Origin of the sequence: Bacillus sp. L381 (assembly GCF_030284525.1) — a bacterium.
Taxonomy (GTDB): domain Bacteria; phylum Bacillota; class Bacilli; order Bacillales; family Bacillaceae; genus Bacillus; species Bacillus amyloliquefaciens.
Window position 1 is genome coordinate 1,756,356 of sequence record NZ_CP127224.1, and the last position, 14,857, is coordinate 1,771,212.

A 14,857-nucleotide genomic window follows, 5' to 3' on the forward strand; every position below is an offset into this window, starting at 1 on the left:
AATGAATTAAAGGAGGAGTTTTGATGAAAGCTGCAGTGTGGTATGGTGAAAGAGATATTCGTATTGAGGAAAGAGGAACGAAAGAATTACAACCAAATGATGTGAAAGTTAAAGTGGCATGGGCTGGTATTTGCGGTTCTGATTTGCATGCATACTTGCATCCAGATTCAGTACCAATGAATAAGAAGACGGTACTTGGACATGAATTTTCTGGTGAAATTGCAGAGGTTGGCTCTCATGTAACAAAATTTAAAAAAGGTGACAGAGTATGTATCTATCCAATGATGCTTAAAGATCCTTCAAATGCTGAAACTGAACGTTTCATCACTTTAGACGCAGTTGGTGCACAAATCGACGGAGGGTTTGCTGAATATGTGATACTTCCACAAAAAACGATTTTTAAAATTCCAGATCATTTACCGCTAGAATTGGCAGCCATGGTTGAACCAGCAGCTGTATCTTTCCAATCCATTAAGGATTCAAATGTAAGAGAAGGCGATACTGTCGTTGTCTATGGAGCGGGACCTATTGGGCTATTTGCTGTTTTAGGTGCAAAAGCTGCAGGCGCTTCTAATATTATTGTTATTGATCTATTTAATAGTCGACTTGATAGAGCAACTGAAATGGGCGCGACACACGTCTTTAATGCTAAAGAAGTAAAACCTGATGAAGAAATTCGGAGATTATTCCCAGATGGAGCAGATGTTGCAATTGAAGCTGCAGGTGTCGAATCAACATTTCATCAAGCTATTCAATCAACTAAAGTTCGTGGCACAATGATGGTTATCAGCTTCCACACGCAAGATATCCAATTTAATGTTCCTTCTTCACTAATCTTTAGTGGTGCAAAATTAATGGGATCTGTAGGATACAGCAATGAAACTTACAATGAGGTCATTGAATTATTTGCTAATGGAAGATTACCCGCGCAATCAATTATTACAAGTAAAATTGATATAGATAATATCGCTGAACAAGGCTTTGAAGCGTTAATTCATGATAAATCTCAAGCGAAAATTCTAGTTAAATTAAGTGGCGCACATTAATCTTGATATTAAATAATGGAGCTTACCTTTTGCTTATGTGGTGATGAAAGCCGGATGGCTCAGGTGTAAAAGATACTTTTTGTCAAGCATATCAAGCATTTATGAAGTCAGTTAACAAGAGACAAGCAGTTGCTTGAATCATTTGTAACGTGAAGGACGATACAAGATGTTTAGGCTGGAATCTGAATTTTTTCGAATAAGTGTTACGTTAAACAAGAAACCGATTTATAAAAATCCCGTATTTTTAATTAATACGGGATTTTCCCGTTTTTAAATAAACTGACCTTATATTTTAGAAAAATCTCACGTGAAATTAAATTTAAACAGGCTTAGCTGGATAGGCATGGGCGGGAAAAAGGAAAATTTTATTACCACACATTTAAATCGAACATTGTTCTTGTTTTGGTCGAATAAAGAAGAGTTGCATTGGGAAGAAATTTAGAATAATAAAGATTCAATTTATTATCATGTATAGGGAATTATTTGTCGGAAATTGGCGCTCCCCGAGGAAGGGGTTAAAGCTGTTCTCTTGGAAATTTGTGAGGAAATCGCAAGAAGGCAAGTTAGTCAAAAGTGCGCTTTGTAGTGGATTTCATCGAACCAAAACAATAGTTGAGTTTATTTGAATTGGATAATGAAAAGAAAAGAAACACCTGCAGGAACTACGCTTTCACAAGATAGGCTGACAGGTGGAGACAAAATAAAAAGCCCACTCATATGAGTAGGGCTAAATTCATTTTTTAACCTCCGACTGGCCTTTCAGCTACTTGGATGTTAGATGGTGAATCCGTACTCAATTGCGTTAAAGCTGCCCCGCTTAAAATTACAGTTAAAATAGATACGCAAAGCACAATTTTTTTCATAAGATTCCCTCCACCTGATTCATTTTCTGTTCAGCCCAAATCTTTTCATTGAAAAAGCTTGTTGCTTCTTCAAAAGCACCTATTGATTCAAACCTTTTTGCAGCTAAGTAGGCCAATTCATCTACACTTTCAAGGTCATTTTGTTGTTTTAAAAACTCAATATAACGAATGCAATTATTGAAGTTATTTTTTAACTCACCACAATAAAGGTGATATAGGATGCTGATTTTGGCTTCGTATATCTTATTCTCCATTAATATGAGTCTTTCCTGTGCTTTATTGTAAAAATCAATGGCTTTCATTTTTTCGTCAATTTTAAATAGCTCCTTAATCATCATGAATAAAGAATTTATATAATAAATTGAATTCAACCAGGATTCATTTCCTACAGCTTTTTCAAGAGATTTAATGCATTTATCAGGTTTGTCCCAATCAGAATAAACAATGCTAAGGTTGTGAAATAACTGAGATTCTAAAAATTCATCTTTTGTTTCTTTTGCAATATCAATTGCTTCTAAGTAATATATTTCTGATTCCTCAAACCGTTTCATATCAGCATAGTTTGCAGCCGCAATCATTGTTGAAGTAGCCAGTTTGCATTTATAATCAGGGTGTCGTTTATATATTGTAATTGCATTCTTTATATAGTGTTGTGCCACAATGCTTTGTTTAACTAGAGTGTATAAGTAGGAGACTTTGGAGTAAAATTCAGCTGCTTCGATTTCATCTGGAATTTCTGCAAGTTTTTTCTCAGCTAATCCATATAAGTTAATTGCTCGATCATAGTTTTTGTTGTATGCCTCGTACATTCCTTCAAATAAATAAAAGTTATATTCCAATTTATCGTTTGTTCTTTTTATGAAACTTTCATTGTCTGCAGTGAAATAAGTGTGTTTTGGTAATGGTTCTCCACGTGAGGAATGCAGTAACATTTTATGTCTTTCTTCTAACAAACTGTAATATGCAAGAACTTCTTGATCCTCTTCCATCTCATCAAACAGTTTCTTTATCTCTGAGTAATATTTTATTGACTCATCTGCCTTTTGTTTCTTTATAGCAATGTACCAATCATTCAGTGTAGTTGCAACAACTTCTGAAGCGATCTTGCTCATCCAAACCCCTCTTTCTGAAAATTTCAAAAATCTCTCGAGGATAATCATAACATAGCTATTGAAAAAATTGTAAAAGGATGTAAGGTTTTCGGGGTTTTCTCTTTTGAAAATCCCTTACTCTCATTACGAGGAGGGGATCGTTTGTTTAATTTATTGATTTTAACTGAGCAAGCCACTCATCTAATGTTCCAATGGATCCTTGCTGAACAGCTAAATCATATGCAGATTTTCAATCTTTACCGGCAGCACCTGTTGCGCCAGTATCACCTTTGTCCCTCCAGAAACATAAGAGCGCCTGGTTGCTTTTCCTAAGAAAAGTTCGTGCTTTGTTTAGATATTGAGATTTTGTATGTAGCCAAATCAAGACATTAGCAGCTATAGAAAGGGAGAAAACTCTCCTAATATTTATTTTATATGGATCTGTTTTTCAAAAGTGAAGACGCCATAAAAAGATCTTATGGCGTCTGTCCGAACTGAGAGATGCAATTTTCTTGGGAGACGTATATGGTTCGTCAATGTTCCATTAAAGGAAAGAAGCACCTACAATGATTAACAAAATGAAAAGCACAACGATCAATACGAAAGAGCTTCCACCATAATTTCCACCGTAGTTTCCACCGTAGTATCCCATATTGCCACCTCCTGTTGTTAGGATAGTACATAATATGCCAAACTATAAATTTCGACATAGATTTAAGTCTAAAGGAGAAAAAATGAAGTTTTTGTCTAAAATGAAGAGTTAACTAAGAAGGGGAGATGAATGAAATATCACTTTCAGTTCTTAAGCAATGGACATGCATGTTTAGTTGAGAGTAAGAACCTTTAAAGAGGGCATGCCGTTTTACCTTTGCGATTTCTTAATTGGAACACATTCACTCCTTGAGGGAGTTACCTCGCACGAAATGAATAAGGTAAGGGAAATCAGAAATAATGATTCTTCATTTCCCGGGCAAGCGCAATATACGACAAATAACAAAAAAGAAACAAATGAGTGGAAGTGCGAGAACGTTTGAAGACACATTATCTATCCGGTTTGAAGAGAACGGCTGGCTGTAAAAGGAAGTCGGCAAAACAGCCGACTTCCTAAAAAATTTAAATCTCAACAGATCTAAAGAAACCATCGACACTATCACCAGTGCCGCTATCATATTTCAGGAGGTATTCTCCTTTTTGGTTAACACTAAATTCTTGAATAAAAGTTTTCCCTGCATTCAGTGTCGTAGTGGATAAGAGTGTATTCCCATTAGGATAATAAATTGTGAATTTGAAAGATTTGCTGCCGTCATTCGCAACAAAAACTCTGATTTTCCCCGGAGAGCTGCTCTGATAGTTGAATGAAACCTTACCAGTACCACCAGAAAAAGGCTGACAAGCAATATACGGAGCGTCACATGACCAGCCAGCAGGTTTCATGATTTTATCTTGATTTGGCAAGGCTTTTGCAGATACATCTGCAGTCCCCATCAGTGGAATTAATCCAAAAGCAAGAGCACCGGCAATAATTTTCTTTTTCATTAGTATTCCTCCTCTTAATAGTGAATATGATACAGTTATATATTTACAATATTTATAAAAAATTCTTCCTTTTTCAAGTTAAGGAAATAAGAAAGATTTAAGGTAGACAAAAAAATGACATACATATACTGAAGCAGACTGGTTCAAAGCATGAAGATGATTTCACCCCCATGTTCTGAAGCCAAACATTTAGCAGAACCGGCGCAGCTGCAATCAAAATTGATCGCTGAAGCCGAAAAAATAATGAAAGTATATAAACATGTATGACAATCTGCTGTCATACATCTTTTTTTATAATGCCAGTACCAACTTAAAGGAGAAGATGCTTAAATGAACCATGCGAAAAATATGTATCAGTACCATGTTTGGGCGAATAAGGCGTTATTAGAAAGAATGAAGGAGTTACCAAGCGGCGTTCTTTACGAAGAGGTTCGCAGTTCATATCCTACAATTGCTCAAACGTTTAGTCACATCTACGCGGCGGATGTTATGTGGCTGCAAGTACTTAAAGGAATAGACATGCAGGAAGCATTAGAACCTTCTATGGCTTATGCAGAAAGGTCTCATTTATATTCTGCAGATGAATTTGCTAAGTCTTATGAAGAACTGGCTTCACAGTTTGAAGAATGGATTAATAGCCAAACAGATTTCGAACAAAAAATAAATTTGAAGAATCCTTGGTTAGGTTCCAGAGAAACTGCTTATTCAGAAATTTTATTCCATGTTGCGAATCACGGTACTTATCATCGAGGTAACATAACAACTATGTTAAGACAACAAGGTTACGCTTCGGCAATGAATGACCTTTTTTTATATTGGTATCAGGATGAGACCAGATAGTCATTGCAAATTAATAACGGTTAAGCGGCTCTTAAAACTTCTTTTTAAAAAATTGGCAAGTCTCCTTCAGCCAAGATGGGGCAATGAGCAAGAATAGAACCAAAAGCTGCCGGCTCATTCCCGGCAGCTTCAATGATTAGAAATCTATATATTAACAAGTAAAATCTATAACCATACGGCCGGTCACTTTACCTTGCTCCATTTCTTCAAATATATCATTCACGTCTTCGATCGGGCGTTTTGTCACTTTAGGTACAACTTTACCGTCTGCAGCGAATCGGAAAGCTTCCTTCAAGTCTTCTCTGGTACCTACTAATGAACCTACTACCTGAATTCCATCTAAAACAAGACGGGGAATATCTAAGTCCATCTTGTCCACCGGTAAACCGACAGCAACTACACGCGCTCCTGCTTTTACAACATCAATCGCTTGATTGAAAGGGGTTTTAGAGACAGCGGTAATGACCGCAGCATCAAGGCCTAGATCGCTGGTCACTTCTTTAGCCTTCTCGATGGGGTCTTCGTTTAAACTGTTTACAACTGCATCAGCACCTAAGCTCTTAGCGAAATTCAATTTTTCATCGCTAATGTCGAAAGCAATCACTTTAGCGTTAAAAACATTCTTTGCATATTGAACAGCCAAGTTGCCCAAACCGCCGACTCCGAATACACCGATCCATTGACCAGGCTTAATTTCACTGACTTTTACTGCTTTATAAGTTGTTACGCCTGCACAAGTAATGCTGCTTGCTGCTGCCGGATCTAAATGTTCAGGCACTTTCACTGCATAATCAACCGCTACGATTGCTTCTTCAGCCATCGCGCCATCAACTGTATAGCCGGCATTTTTTACTTCGCGGCACAGGGTTTCACGGCCTGTTAAGCAATATTCACAACGGCCGCAGCTTTCAAACATCCACGCAATAGAGACGCGGTCTCCTTTTTTCAGGCTTGATACGCCTTCACCAATCTCGGTTACAATGCCTATTCCTTCATGACCTAAAGTGACGCCTGTCACATCCCCGAAATCAGCATTTTTAACATGCAAGTCAGTATGACATACACCGCAGTATTCCATCTTAACTTTGGCTTCACCATGTCGCAAAGGACGTAATTCTTTTTGTACGATCGCTATATTTTTGTCTTTCGTCGCTATTACCGCTTTCAAAAAATACACCCCTTTCATCGTTGGAAAAATAATACTTGGATTACAATTTAGCACAATAAATCCTTTTTGAAAACCCTTACATATTTTTACAGACAAGTGTTTCTAAAAATCGATTGCGGGGGGCATGCAGGGAAATTCCCACGGATTTTTTGTCATCTCCCAATGAACGGAATTTACATAGTATAGATACGCTTTCAAAAAAGGCCGCGAATTGCACCAAATTGTTTTTTCCTCCCGGAGCCGACATAGATACACAAGAAAAAGCTGACAGAAAAACCCCATCTCATAAGGAGGGGATTATTTTTTGTGAAGTAAGAATCATCGAATTGTGAAAATTCTATAATCTGGAAGAGGGGGAGTGAAATATGAAAAAGTTAGGTTTGAGTATTGCCGCAATTTTCGTAACATGGTGTTTGGGCATCGGAGCTGTTTCGGCCAAAATGACAAAAGATGAGCATAAGGTCAGCTTTAAAATGACAGAGAATGAAGCGGGATTTTTTATGACGGATGATACAAATGAGCGGTATTGGCCGACTAAGCTGGGGTACAGGTTTACCATTTACAATGCAGAAGGCTGTACATTGAATGTGAAACTTCAGCGAATCACGCTGGCAGGGTATGAATTTACTCTTAGTGAAAAGAATTTTACGGGTAATCACTTACATTTAAGCGCAACTGACAAGGTGAATGGTGATGCAAATAGAAACCATTACTTAAAGATCACAAAAGGAGCCGGCTGCGGTGACGTATGGATTAAAGGCTTTTACGGATTTGAACATGATGAGCCGGATGAAGATTGGTGAGCCTGATACATAGTCAGGATATATCCTTGACCTTTTTGTCTGAAGCTTCTTTTTTAGAAAAATTCATTGAATAGCGCATGAATATGGTCTCCATAGACACAATAAGAACAGTCTATATTCTATTGGTAAGGGAGTGAGAATCAATGAGCAAAAAAGGAATTCAAAATTCAAGTATTGAACAATTGAAAAAAGACCATGAGACCGAAACAGCTTTTAAAGCGGATGATCCCAAAAAAGGTTCAAACCACAAACAAATGAAATAACAAAATTTATTAATATGGGGTGAATAACATGGCTGAAAAAAATGGAGCAGACAGACCGGACGACTATAAAAGATTTTCTTCTTTGGATAAGGATTATGATTTTCAGCAGCAGTCAACGGCCGGCGACACCAAAACAAACCAGACAGACACGGAAACACAAACTAATCATAAAGAAACTGAAACAACAAATGTCGCTGGAAAATATTTTGATTCATCAGATTATGAGGGAACAACGCAATTGGAAAAAGGATTGGCTGAAACACATGAACAAGTCAGCGATGACTATTTTGAAGGAACTATTGATCAAAACTTGGAATAGTCATAAAACGGGGCTTTCTTGAAAGAGTAAGTTCCGTTATATTGATTTTATCCTTTATCTTAAGATCCAGTATTGGCCGACTATGCAGGGATACAGGTTCACCATTCAAAGAATTTCTTGGGAGATTTTTTGAAAGAGCGCGGCTGACATGACGTGTAGGATTACTACAGATTTCAACATAACGAGCCCCATGAAGATCATAGTCAAGGTATATCCTTGACCTTTTTTTATGCCATAAAATTGCAGGTATTTAGATATTGAGCTGATTGGATTGCTGATCTGCAAAAAAGGTCTAAAAAATCATAGATCTTTTAAAGCGATCAATATATACTGATTTAAACAATAGGGAGAAATTGTAAATTCGAGACCTTAGTTTAAAAAGCAGGTGAAATAAATGAAAATGGCGACTTGGAGCAACATCAGATGTTATGCTCTCACATTGGCTTTTTATGGAGGATTTCTCACTCATGAGATTATGAGCGTGAATAAGTTTAAAAAATTACTCAATAAGCTTCTGAATATTCTATAGGAGGGAAACTTTATGGATTTATCTGCTTGGTTATATGTCATATTTACAATCATAGGAGCGGCCGGATTCCTAAGTTTACTGTGGTTTTCATACTTTAATGACAAAGCTGAAAAATAAAGATCAACGGAAAAAACTTGCTAGAAGCAGGTTTTTTTGTATTTGAGTTAAATACTTCGATGGTGCTACCGATAAATAATATGTGAAATAATACCATAATATATCGAAAGCAGAAGCAGTTGAAGCGACACCGTAATGAAGTGAACATATAAAATATGACCGCTATACATGGGTAAAACAAGGTTGTAATAAAGTGGGACAAGGAAATCATTTGTAGCAACGTTGTAAAATTCGAGAGAGGATGAATGTTATGGAAGGTCTAAATAACTCTTACAATATCACGAAAGATCCGAATTTTTTAGCGTTTTGCAGTTTAGCGACAGAAGGTGCAGGAATTAGTTCGAATCAGCAATGTTCAATTAATTTTGATGAATTTAAAGAAGCGCTGGAGAAGGGGAAAGTGGTTGATCATAAAAATCTTAAAAGCAGTTCAGAGTTACATCACCAGTTCGATTACTGGAAGTCCAGAATAACTGGAGGACAAGCTGTAACTGAAACTGATAATCAAGTGTTAGATATAATCAAACAAGCATACAATCTTGGAATGGTTACGAAAGACAATATGCTTTTGAGAAATCAAGCAATGAACGCGTATAAAACATCTATTTAATTTTTTAAAAGACCCCTGACGGTTGACCAAAGTACGGAATCTCATTGGAAATGATGGGGAAGTACATCTGCATTCAGATATAACTTATTTGAAGATGGTTTTTATTGTATTGCTTACATTATTATGATCAGGAGCTAATGATTAAAGGGGCGTTGTCCGAAGTCGTTGCTAAAAAATAAAACTTATGATGAAATTATCTCTGACTCGAAGTCAAATTTAATTTCGTTCGTATTAGCTTTGATAGGATTTATATTCAGCATTTATATGCAATCAATGGCTAATTGGAGCAATGACTCAATGTTGTGGTATTGGATCGGTGCGATTTTGTCGTATATATTTGCTGCCGGATCAGCGGTTACTCTGATTCTTAACAAAAACAAAGATTCAGTTCTATCGATAAGTTGTCTCCTTTTAATGATTGTAACTGTTATGCTTTTGTTAGTCACAATTTTTTGGACGACTTTTATCATGATTGCGTGGCAATCTGGGATGTGATGCTAAGAGGGAATATTTCTTCTTAGTATTTTTATGATCATGCAGTGAAAAAAATACAAAGTCATTAAAACATTGCTGATCATTATCACTGTTCTCATCATAGCGGCCGGATTTGCAATATTTTCTTTAATTTCAGGAGAAAAAGTCAAATATATCGGTGATAGCCAGAACAAGACGCGGGAAGCGACAATTGAAAAATCCGACAAGACCTCTATCGGCTCTAATGATTTCTTGAAGGAGAAGACCATATCCGGACCATATGCCGGAAAATGAAGTCATCGGTCATGAAATAACTGTTTAAGTAACATGGAAAACCGATCATGAGCCTATAAAGAGGAATTTAGCTGAGAAGAACGCATTTGGTCAGAAATGAAGGAAACCGCAGTTTGAGGCGATCTTCTGAAAAAGAAAGGATCAAGATGAATGTGACCAGCATCCATCCTGATCAATGGGGTTTACAGTGTTCTATTTCATTGTATTCCAATCGGAATAATATTACAACGGAGAAAAAGAAAAAGGTGAGCCGATCAATAACAAAAAGTGAGAATGTTTGAATGGAAATAAAGGATTATCTGAAGGAAAGGTTTCCAACTTTAAAATTAATGCCCGGCATTTATCACCAATGGGGCGTTGGAATCCATCTTTCTCTTGGCGGCAATCTGTATCAATTTGATGAAAGCGGGGGTTTGAATCTTGAGTATTTTCAGCTTGTCCATCATCAAACTTCCGCTATTTTCGATGAACTGTTTGAACAAAATGATGACTTATTCCTTGTTGCAAATGTATATAAGTACAAAACTAAGGATATTTACGCAAGAAAATTAAAAATTTATCAGCCGTTTCTGAAGTGTAAGGATGATTTATATCGGATTCAGGTGAAAACATGCCCGTACCCGTTTGAAGCAGATGATGCAGAAGAATACGAAATGCAGCAGTTTTCTTTATTATGTAAACGGAAAGATTTGCGTATTACTCAATTACTTAAGGCGGCTGCCCACGAAGATTTTCCGCTGAAGCCAAGATTCGGGGGTTGCTCCGTTGATTATCCCATGTTTTCTTTGTGAATATCACAAAAGACATTATTTTCTTTATATATGATGACAGAGGGTGTGAAGTCATCGCTCTTGATGTCGGAAGAATACGTCCGCTTTATGATCAATATCATGATTGGATTGAAGATGAACGCATGACATGAAATTGGAGGCGTGTTCTTGCTCGGCACGGTATCGCATCCGGGTCTGGCAGCATGAATCTAATGAGCAGAGCATAAGCATAAGGCGGCTTGAAACTCGGAACTTCTGGATTCTAAGCTGTTGTATTTATTAGGATGAATTCCTTTTTGAAAACGGCTGAATAGAATAACAAATAAAAGCTTTTTTTACACAGTGCAGGAGGAGAGAAATGTGAGGGCTGAACATCATGATTGTATGGAAATTGGAATTTATTCATTTGCAGAATTATACCCCGATCCTCTGACAGGGAAAACAGCCAGCGCAAAGCAGCGGATAGATGAATTGATAAAGCTGGCGAAATTGGCTGACGATGCAGGTCTTGATGTATTCGGCGTAGGCGAGCATCATCGTCTTGATTATGCAGTGTCGTCACCGCCGATCATCTTATCAGCGATTTCACAGCTCACCGAGAACATTAAGCTGACGAGTGCCACGACTGTATTATCTACCGAAGATCCCGTTCGTTTATTTGAGGATTTTGCAACACTTGATCTGATATCAAACGGCAGGGCAGAAATCATTGCGGGACGGGGCGCATTTTTAGACTCGTTTCCTCTTTTCGGTTATGACGTGGGTCATTATAAAGAATTGTTTGAAGAACACCTTGAGCTTTTTTTAACTTTAAATTCCAAGGAAGAAGTGATTACCTGGAAAGGACGTTACCGGCCGCCGCTTAACAATGCAGAAATTTCTCCGCAGCCTTTTCATGGAAGCATTCCGCTGTGGTTAGGTGTTTCGGGAACTCCGGAAAGTGCGGAACGGGCCGGAAGTGCAGGGGCCGGTCTGGCATTAGCTGTACTGAGCGGTGATCCGAGGTCATCTAAACCGCTTGTGGACAAATATCGGGAAGCGGCTTCTAAAGCCGGTCATCCGCCGGAAAATGTGAAGGTTGCCGTAACCGGACATACGTTCATTTCAAAAACGAATGAACAGGCAATACAAGAGTTTTATCCGTATCATTCTAATTACTGGTCTCGTGTACATTCATATCATGGGATTCATGAGCCTTTAACGAAGGAAGACTTTGAGCGGGCATCCGGTAAAGAAACAGCCTTATTTGTGGGAAGCTCACAGCAGATTATTGAAAAGATCATGCGCCAATACGAGCTGTTCGGACATCAGCGGTTCCTCGCGCAAATCGATATAGGCGGTATGCCGTTTAAAAAAGCCGCGGAAAACATTGAACGATTAGCAACAGAAGTAGCACCGGTTATCCGAAAAGAAACCAGTAAAGCAAGCGGTTGAATGAAGTCAGGCGGAGCGGGCCGGATTTTCGACAACAGAAACGGCCCGTCTTTTTTTATGATTATAAAAAACAAAGGGAAGAGCGCAAACCTCATTGCTTTTTCCTATCAAGAAAAGGAAGGTCTTTTCATCCTCCATCGTGAAATGTATATACTGAAAGGTTTTTATTAACCAAAAAGGGAGGATGATGAAGAGATGAAGGGTTTAGTCAAAGCTGCAGTTTTAACTGTTACTCTTGGTATTGGAGGCGCTTTCTATTCAAGTGATGCGTCTGCACACGGGTATATAAAAGAGCCCGTCAGCAGAGCGTACATGGGGGCATTAGAGAAGCAAAAAATGGGCTGGACGGCTGCTGCGCAGAAATATGGCTCCGTCATTGATAATCCTCAGTCTGTGGAAGGGCCGAAAGGATTTCCGGCTGCAGGTCCGCCGGATGGTAGAATTGCGTCTGCAAACGGAGGATCTGGACAAATTGATTTCGGTTTGGACAAGCAGACTGCAGATCATTGGGTAAAACAAAACATCCGCGGCGGCTTTAACACATTTACTTGGCACTACACCGCACCTCATGCGACATCAAAGTGGCACTATTATATCACCAAGAAAAACTGGAATCCGAATAAACCTTTGTCAAGAGATGAATTCGAATTAATCGGTACGGTAAACCACGACGGCTCCAAGGCAGATACGAATCTGACTCATAAGATTTTTGTGCCGACTGATCGAAGCGGTTACCATATCATTTTAGGGGTGTGGGATGTTGCGGATACTTCTAATGCCTTCTATAACGTCATTGATGTAAATCTCACACAATAATCTATGAAATTACTGATCGGCAGCATGTTCATGCATCGCCGATCTTTTTCGTTTAAAAGAGGAAAAACAGCAAAGCGCCATAAAAGTTCATTATGGCGCCGTACGATCATGAAGGTGCTGCTACATGGATGCGGAGGTAAGGGGACTCTTAATAACCGCCGAGGAAAGAAGCCCCGACGATAATTAATAAAATGAATAGCACCACGACTAACGCAAAGGAGCTACCATAACCGCCTGAGAATCCCATATGATCACACCTCCCTAAAGAGGATGATACATATTATGCCGCAATGTAAAAGTTTGATAGGGATGGTAGTTTGTTTTTCTGAAAAATTTTTAAAAGGAATGTCTTGTTGTATCCGAATAGAAAAAATCGATAGAGGAGTATGCAGAACTTTAAACTGATAAGACGCCATAAAGCATTCTTTCAGCTGTGCTTCCTGCGGAAGGAGTTTGATTGTAAGAAACTATTCCGATAATCACTAACAAGATGATCAACACCAATATGCTCCACAAAGTTATTTTTAAAAATTTTGACATGTCGCACCCTCACTTTGAAACACTTTACTGGGTCCGCGATCGGAGGCCCGCACTTCAAGTATAGTCGTTATAACGTTGAAAAATGTGTAACAATCCGGTGCAATAAAAAAACTTGCGGTGCGCTGCCGCAAGTTTTTTCGTGTTAAGGTCTGTGGAATTCAATATGCTGATTATCACGATCGAACCAGCCTCTGAATGCCCAGTTAATCCAGCCTCCGTCTCCCTTGTTATCAAAGGAGCCGTCTTCGAAGACCCAGATTCCGTAAGTAATGCCGTCATAAACGGCTGATCCGTAAAATTGAACGCCGTTAAAGCGGTCTTCGTATTCTTGATTTAAATTAAACACCATGACGTTATACTTCTGTCCTGATGCGTAAAATGTTGTTTCCATGACATTTTTTACCCAGCCGGTTCGATTTTGATTTGATTTAACCGCTTCAGCAATGCGATCAGAGATTCCGAGAACGTCTACGTCTACATTCAGCCCGGCATCCACACCTGCTGCTTTCACGTTTGGGTCTGCTTTTTGAGATAATTTACTTTCTAACGGATTTGCAACGGGTGCAACTTGAGGCGCATTCGCGTGTTCAGACTGACTGGCTGCTGAGGCACTGGCTGTGAAAGGAATTGTTAGAGATAAAGCTAAGCATGATCCGATTGCTGTTCTGGCGATTTTCATGGCTATGACCTCCTGAGGAAATTTTTGAAAAATTTTTGCAAATTCATGGTATCGCAGAAAAATTAATCAAGCAAAGAGCACATTTTCTCAAATGCCATGTCATTCTATTTGTGTTGTTTTCTGTAAATAAAATACTTTTAATTCGGCAGGAATGGGAAGTAAATAATAGAATGCTTCTATGTATCGTGATAGAATGACTAGATTTTAGGTGAAAATGGCCCGGAAACCTGAACTCTTTTGGCTGTATTCCTTCCATGCCCATACAGAAACGCATAATAACAAAAACACCCGGTGTTTACCGGGTGTACCAAGCGTTGATATATCAGGTCAGCAGCATTTTTTGCATTTTCTTTTATAGACGACGATGTAATCATAATCAAGATGCTTTTTATCTTGTTTCTTTTTCTTTTTTTTCTTTTGTTTAGGTTGCTTTTGTTCTTTTTCACCGTGATCATAATGCCCATCCATCTTCATATCCATATTCATATCCATTTCCATTTCCATACCCATATCCATATTCATCCTCCTTTTTCATCTGACGGTACTATTCTATGACAGAAGGATCGGATGGCTTGGACAAATAAAACGATATGCTGAAAAAGAGGCGGCTCGCTCGGTATAAAAGAACAGGATCATACCCGTCAAATAGATAAGAGAGAAGATGA

Annotated in this window: 18 protein-coding genes and 1 pseudogene; 11 read left to right on the forward strand and 8 right to left on the reverse strand. The window is 38.4% G+C overall.

The window, feature by feature from the left end; all coding sequences use genetic code 11:
• Window positions 1-23 precede the first annotated feature (23 nt).
• Window positions 24-1,046 (forward strand): 2,3-butanediol dehydrogenase, encoded by a 1,023-nt coding sequence (locus tag QRX25_RS08625; protein WP_115997443.1) that lies wholly within the window; start codon window positions 24-26, stop codon window positions 1,044-1,046.
• 740 nt (window positions 1,047-1,786) lie between these two features.
• On the opposite strand, the gene QRX25_RS08630 is transcribed toward QRX25_RS08625, so the two are convergent.
• The 4 genes from QRX25_RS08630 to QRX25_RS08645 all read right to left on the reverse strand — a co-directional run bounded on the left by QRX25_RS08630 (window position 1,787) and on the right by QRX25_RS08645 (window position 4,536).
• A complete protein-coding gene (locus tag QRX25_RS08630) occupies window positions 1,787-1,909 on the reverse strand; it encodes a PhrK family phosphatase-inhibitory pheromone (protein ID WP_038462791.1) in 123 nt (40 codons plus the stop codon).
• Window positions 1,906-3,021: a response regulator aspartate phosphatase gene (locus tag QRX25_RS08635; RefSeq protein WP_115997444.1), complete on the reverse strand. Its 1,116-nt coding sequence runs from the start codon at window positions 3,019-3,021 to the stop codon at window positions 1,906-1,908. Before QRX25_RS08635 ends, QRX25_RS08630 begins: the two co-directional genes overlap by 4 nt.
• Window positions 3,022-3,544: 523 nt before the next feature.
• On the reverse strand, window positions 3,545-3,652 hold the full coding sequence (locus QRX25_RS08640; protein ID WP_076983232.1) for a YjcZ family sporulation protein: 108 nt from the start codon (window positions 3,650-3,652) through the stop codon (window positions 3,545-3,547).
• Between the two features lie 461 nt (window positions 3,653-4,113).
• Complete coding sequence (locus QRX25_RS08645; RefSeq protein WP_065981551.1) at window positions 4,114-4,536, reverse strand: hypothetical protein; 423 nt, start codon at window positions 4,534-4,536, stop codon at window positions 4,114-4,116.
• Between the two features lie 330 nt (window positions 4,537-4,866).
• Here QRX25_RS08645 and QRX25_RS08650 point away from each other — a divergent pair, with 330 nt between their 5' ends.
• Window positions 4,867-5,376 carry a DinB family protein gene (locus QRX25_RS08650; RefSeq protein WP_065981552.1) on the forward strand — a complete coding sequence of 170 codons (510 nt, stop codon included), beginning with the start codon at window positions 4,867-4,869 and terminating at the stop codon, window positions 5,374-5,376.
• A gap of 151 nt (window positions 5,377-5,527) precedes the next feature.
• On the opposite strand, the gene adhP is transcribed toward QRX25_RS08650, so the two are convergent.
• On the reverse strand, window positions 5,528-6,544 hold the full coding sequence (adhP, locus tag QRX25_RS08655; protein WP_115997445.1) for an alcohol dehydrogenase AdhP: 1,017 nt from the start codon (window positions 6,542-6,544) through the stop codon (window positions 5,528-5,530).
• Window positions 6,545-6,909: 365 nt separating this feature from the next.
• Here adhP and QRX25_RS08660 point away from each other — a divergent pair, with 365 nt between their 5' ends.
• The 9 genes and pseudogenes from QRX25_RS08660 (at window position 6,910) to QRX25_RS08700 (ending at window position 12,973) form a co-directional block, all read left to right on the forward strand.
• Complete coding sequence (locus QRX25_RS08660) at window positions 6,910-7,347, forward strand: hypothetical protein (RefSeq protein ID WP_065981554.1); 438 nt, start codon at window positions 6,910-6,912, stop codon at window positions 7,345-7,347.
• A 143-nt stretch (window positions 7,348-7,490) separates the two neighbouring features.
• Entirely contained in the window at window positions 7,491-7,610 is a 120-nt protein-coding gene (locus tag QRX25_RS08665) for a biofilm-forming protein (protein ID WP_065981555.1), read from the forward strand.
• Between the two features lie 28 nt (window positions 7,611-7,638).
• Window positions 7,639-7,929 (forward strand): YozQ family protein, encoded by a 291-nt coding sequence (locus QRX25_RS08670; RefSeq protein WP_065981556.1) that lies wholly within the window; start codon window positions 7,639-7,641, stop codon window positions 7,927-7,929.
• A gap of 896 nt (window positions 7,930-8,825) precedes the next feature.
• Window positions 8,826-9,185, forward strand: a complete 360-nt coding sequence (locus QRX25_RS08675) for a YolB family phage-derived protein (RefSeq protein WP_115997447.1) — start codon at window positions 8,826-8,828, stop codon at window positions 9,183-9,185.
• 165 nt (window positions 9,186-9,350) lie between these two features.
• Window positions 9,351-9,680, forward strand: a complete 330-nt coding sequence (locus tag QRX25_RS08680) for a DUF3902 family protein (RefSeq protein ID WP_115997448.1) — start codon at window positions 9,351-9,353, stop codon at window positions 9,678-9,680.
• 72 nt (window positions 9,681-9,752) lie between these two features.
• Window positions 9,753-9,953 carry a hypothetical protein gene (locus tag QRX25_RS08685; protein ID WP_289707645.1) on the forward strand — a complete coding sequence of 67 codons (201 nt, stop codon included), beginning with the start codon at window positions 9,753-9,755 and terminating at the stop codon, window positions 9,951-9,953.
• Between the two features lie 281 nt (window positions 9,954-10,234).
• A pseudogene (locus QRX25_RS08690) lies at window positions 10,235-10,875 on the forward strand (DUF3885 domain-containing protein).
• A gap of 208 nt (window positions 10,876-11,083) precedes the next feature.
• A complete protein-coding gene (locus QRX25_RS08695; protein WP_212101456.1) occupies window positions 11,084-12,157 on the forward strand; it encodes an LLM class flavin-dependent oxidoreductase in 1,074 nt (357 codons plus the stop codon).
• Window positions 12,158-12,352: 195 nt separating this feature from the next.
• The gene (locus tag QRX25_RS08700) at window positions 12,353-12,973 is read left to right on the forward strand and encodes a lytic polysaccharide monooxygenase auxiliary activity family 9 protein (protein ID WP_065981560.1); all 621 of its coding nucleotides are present in this window, start codon (window positions 12,353-12,355) and stop codon (window positions 12,971-12,973) included.
• A gap of 148 nt (window positions 12,974-13,121) precedes the next feature.
• Here the strand turns inward: QRX25_RS08700 and QRX25_RS08705 are convergent, their stop codons facing one another.
• The 3 genes from QRX25_RS08705 to QRX25_RS08715 form a co-directional block, all read right to left on the reverse strand.
• On the reverse strand, window positions 13,122-13,220 hold the full coding sequence (locus QRX25_RS08705) for a YjcZ family sporulation protein (protein WP_076983233.1): 99 nt from the start codon (window positions 13,218-13,220) through the stop codon (window positions 13,122-13,124).
• 435 nt (window positions 13,221-13,655) lie between these two features.
• Window positions 13,656-14,024, reverse strand: coding sequence for a stress protein (locus QRX25_RS08710; protein ID WP_373925700.1), 369 nt, complete (start codon window positions 14,022-14,024; stop codon window positions 13,656-13,658).
• Between the two features lie 495 nt (window positions 14,025-14,519).
• The gene (locus tag QRX25_RS08715) at window positions 14,520-14,708 is read right to left on the reverse strand and encodes a hypothetical protein (protein WP_212101837.1); all 189 of its coding nucleotides are present in this window, start codon (window positions 14,706-14,708) and stop codon (window positions 14,520-14,522) included.
• Window positions 14,709-14,857: the final 149 nt, after the last annotated feature.

Bases quoted from the DNA above. Each gene is read 5' to 3' on its own strand.
- QRX25_RS08650 (WP_065981552.1), top strand. From the start codon at position 4,867: ATGAACCATGCGAAAAATATGTATCAGTACCATGTTTGGGCGAATAAG.
- QRX25_RS08675 (WP_115997447.1), top strand. From the start codon at position 8,826: ATGGAAGGTCTAAATAACTCTTACAATATCACGAAAGATCCGAATTTT.
- QRX25_RS08700 (WP_065981560.1), top strand. From the start codon at position 12,353: ATGAAGGGTTTAGTCAAAGCTGCAGTTTTAACTGTTACTCTTGGTATT.
- QRX25_RS08640 (WP_076983232.1), bottom strand. From the start codon at position 3,652: ATGGGATACTACGGTGGAAACTACGGTGGAAATTATGGTGGAAGCTCT.
- QRX25_RS08635 (WP_115997444.1), bottom strand. From the start codon at position 3,021: ATGAGCAAGATCGCTTCAGAAGTTGTTGCAACTACACTGAATGATTGG.
- QRX25_RS08705 (WP_076983233.1), bottom strand. From the start codon at position 13,220: ATGGGATTCTCAGGCGGTTATGGTAGCTCCTTTGCGTTAGTCGTGGTG.
- QRX25_RS08670 (WP_065981556.1), top strand. From the start codon at position 7,639: ATGGCTGAAAAAAATGGAGCAGACAGACCGGACGACTATAAAAGATTT.
- QRX25_RS08660 (WP_065981554.1), top strand. From the start codon at position 6,910: ATGAAAAAGTTAGGTTTGAGTATTGCCGCAATTTTCGTAACATGGTGT.
- QRX25_RS08625 (WP_115997443.1), top strand. From the start codon at position 24: ATGAAAGCTGCAGTGTGGTATGGTGAAAGAGATATTCGTATTGAGGAA.
- QRX25_RS08630 (WP_038462791.1), bottom strand. From the start codon at position 1,909: ATGAAAAAAATTGTGCTTTGCGTATCTATTTTAACTGTAATTTTAAGC.
- QRX25_RS08665 (WP_065981555.1), top strand. From the start codon at position 7,491: ATGAGCAAAAAAGGAATTCAAAATTCAAGTATTGAACAATTGAAAAAA.
- QRX25_RS08645 (WP_065981551.1), bottom strand. From the start codon at position 4,536: ATGAAAAAGAAAATTATTGCCGGTGCTCTTGCTTTTGGATTAATTCCA.
- QRX25_RS08715 (WP_212101837.1), bottom strand. From the start codon at position 14,708: ATGGATATGGGTATGGAAATGGAAATGGATATGAATATGGATATGAAG.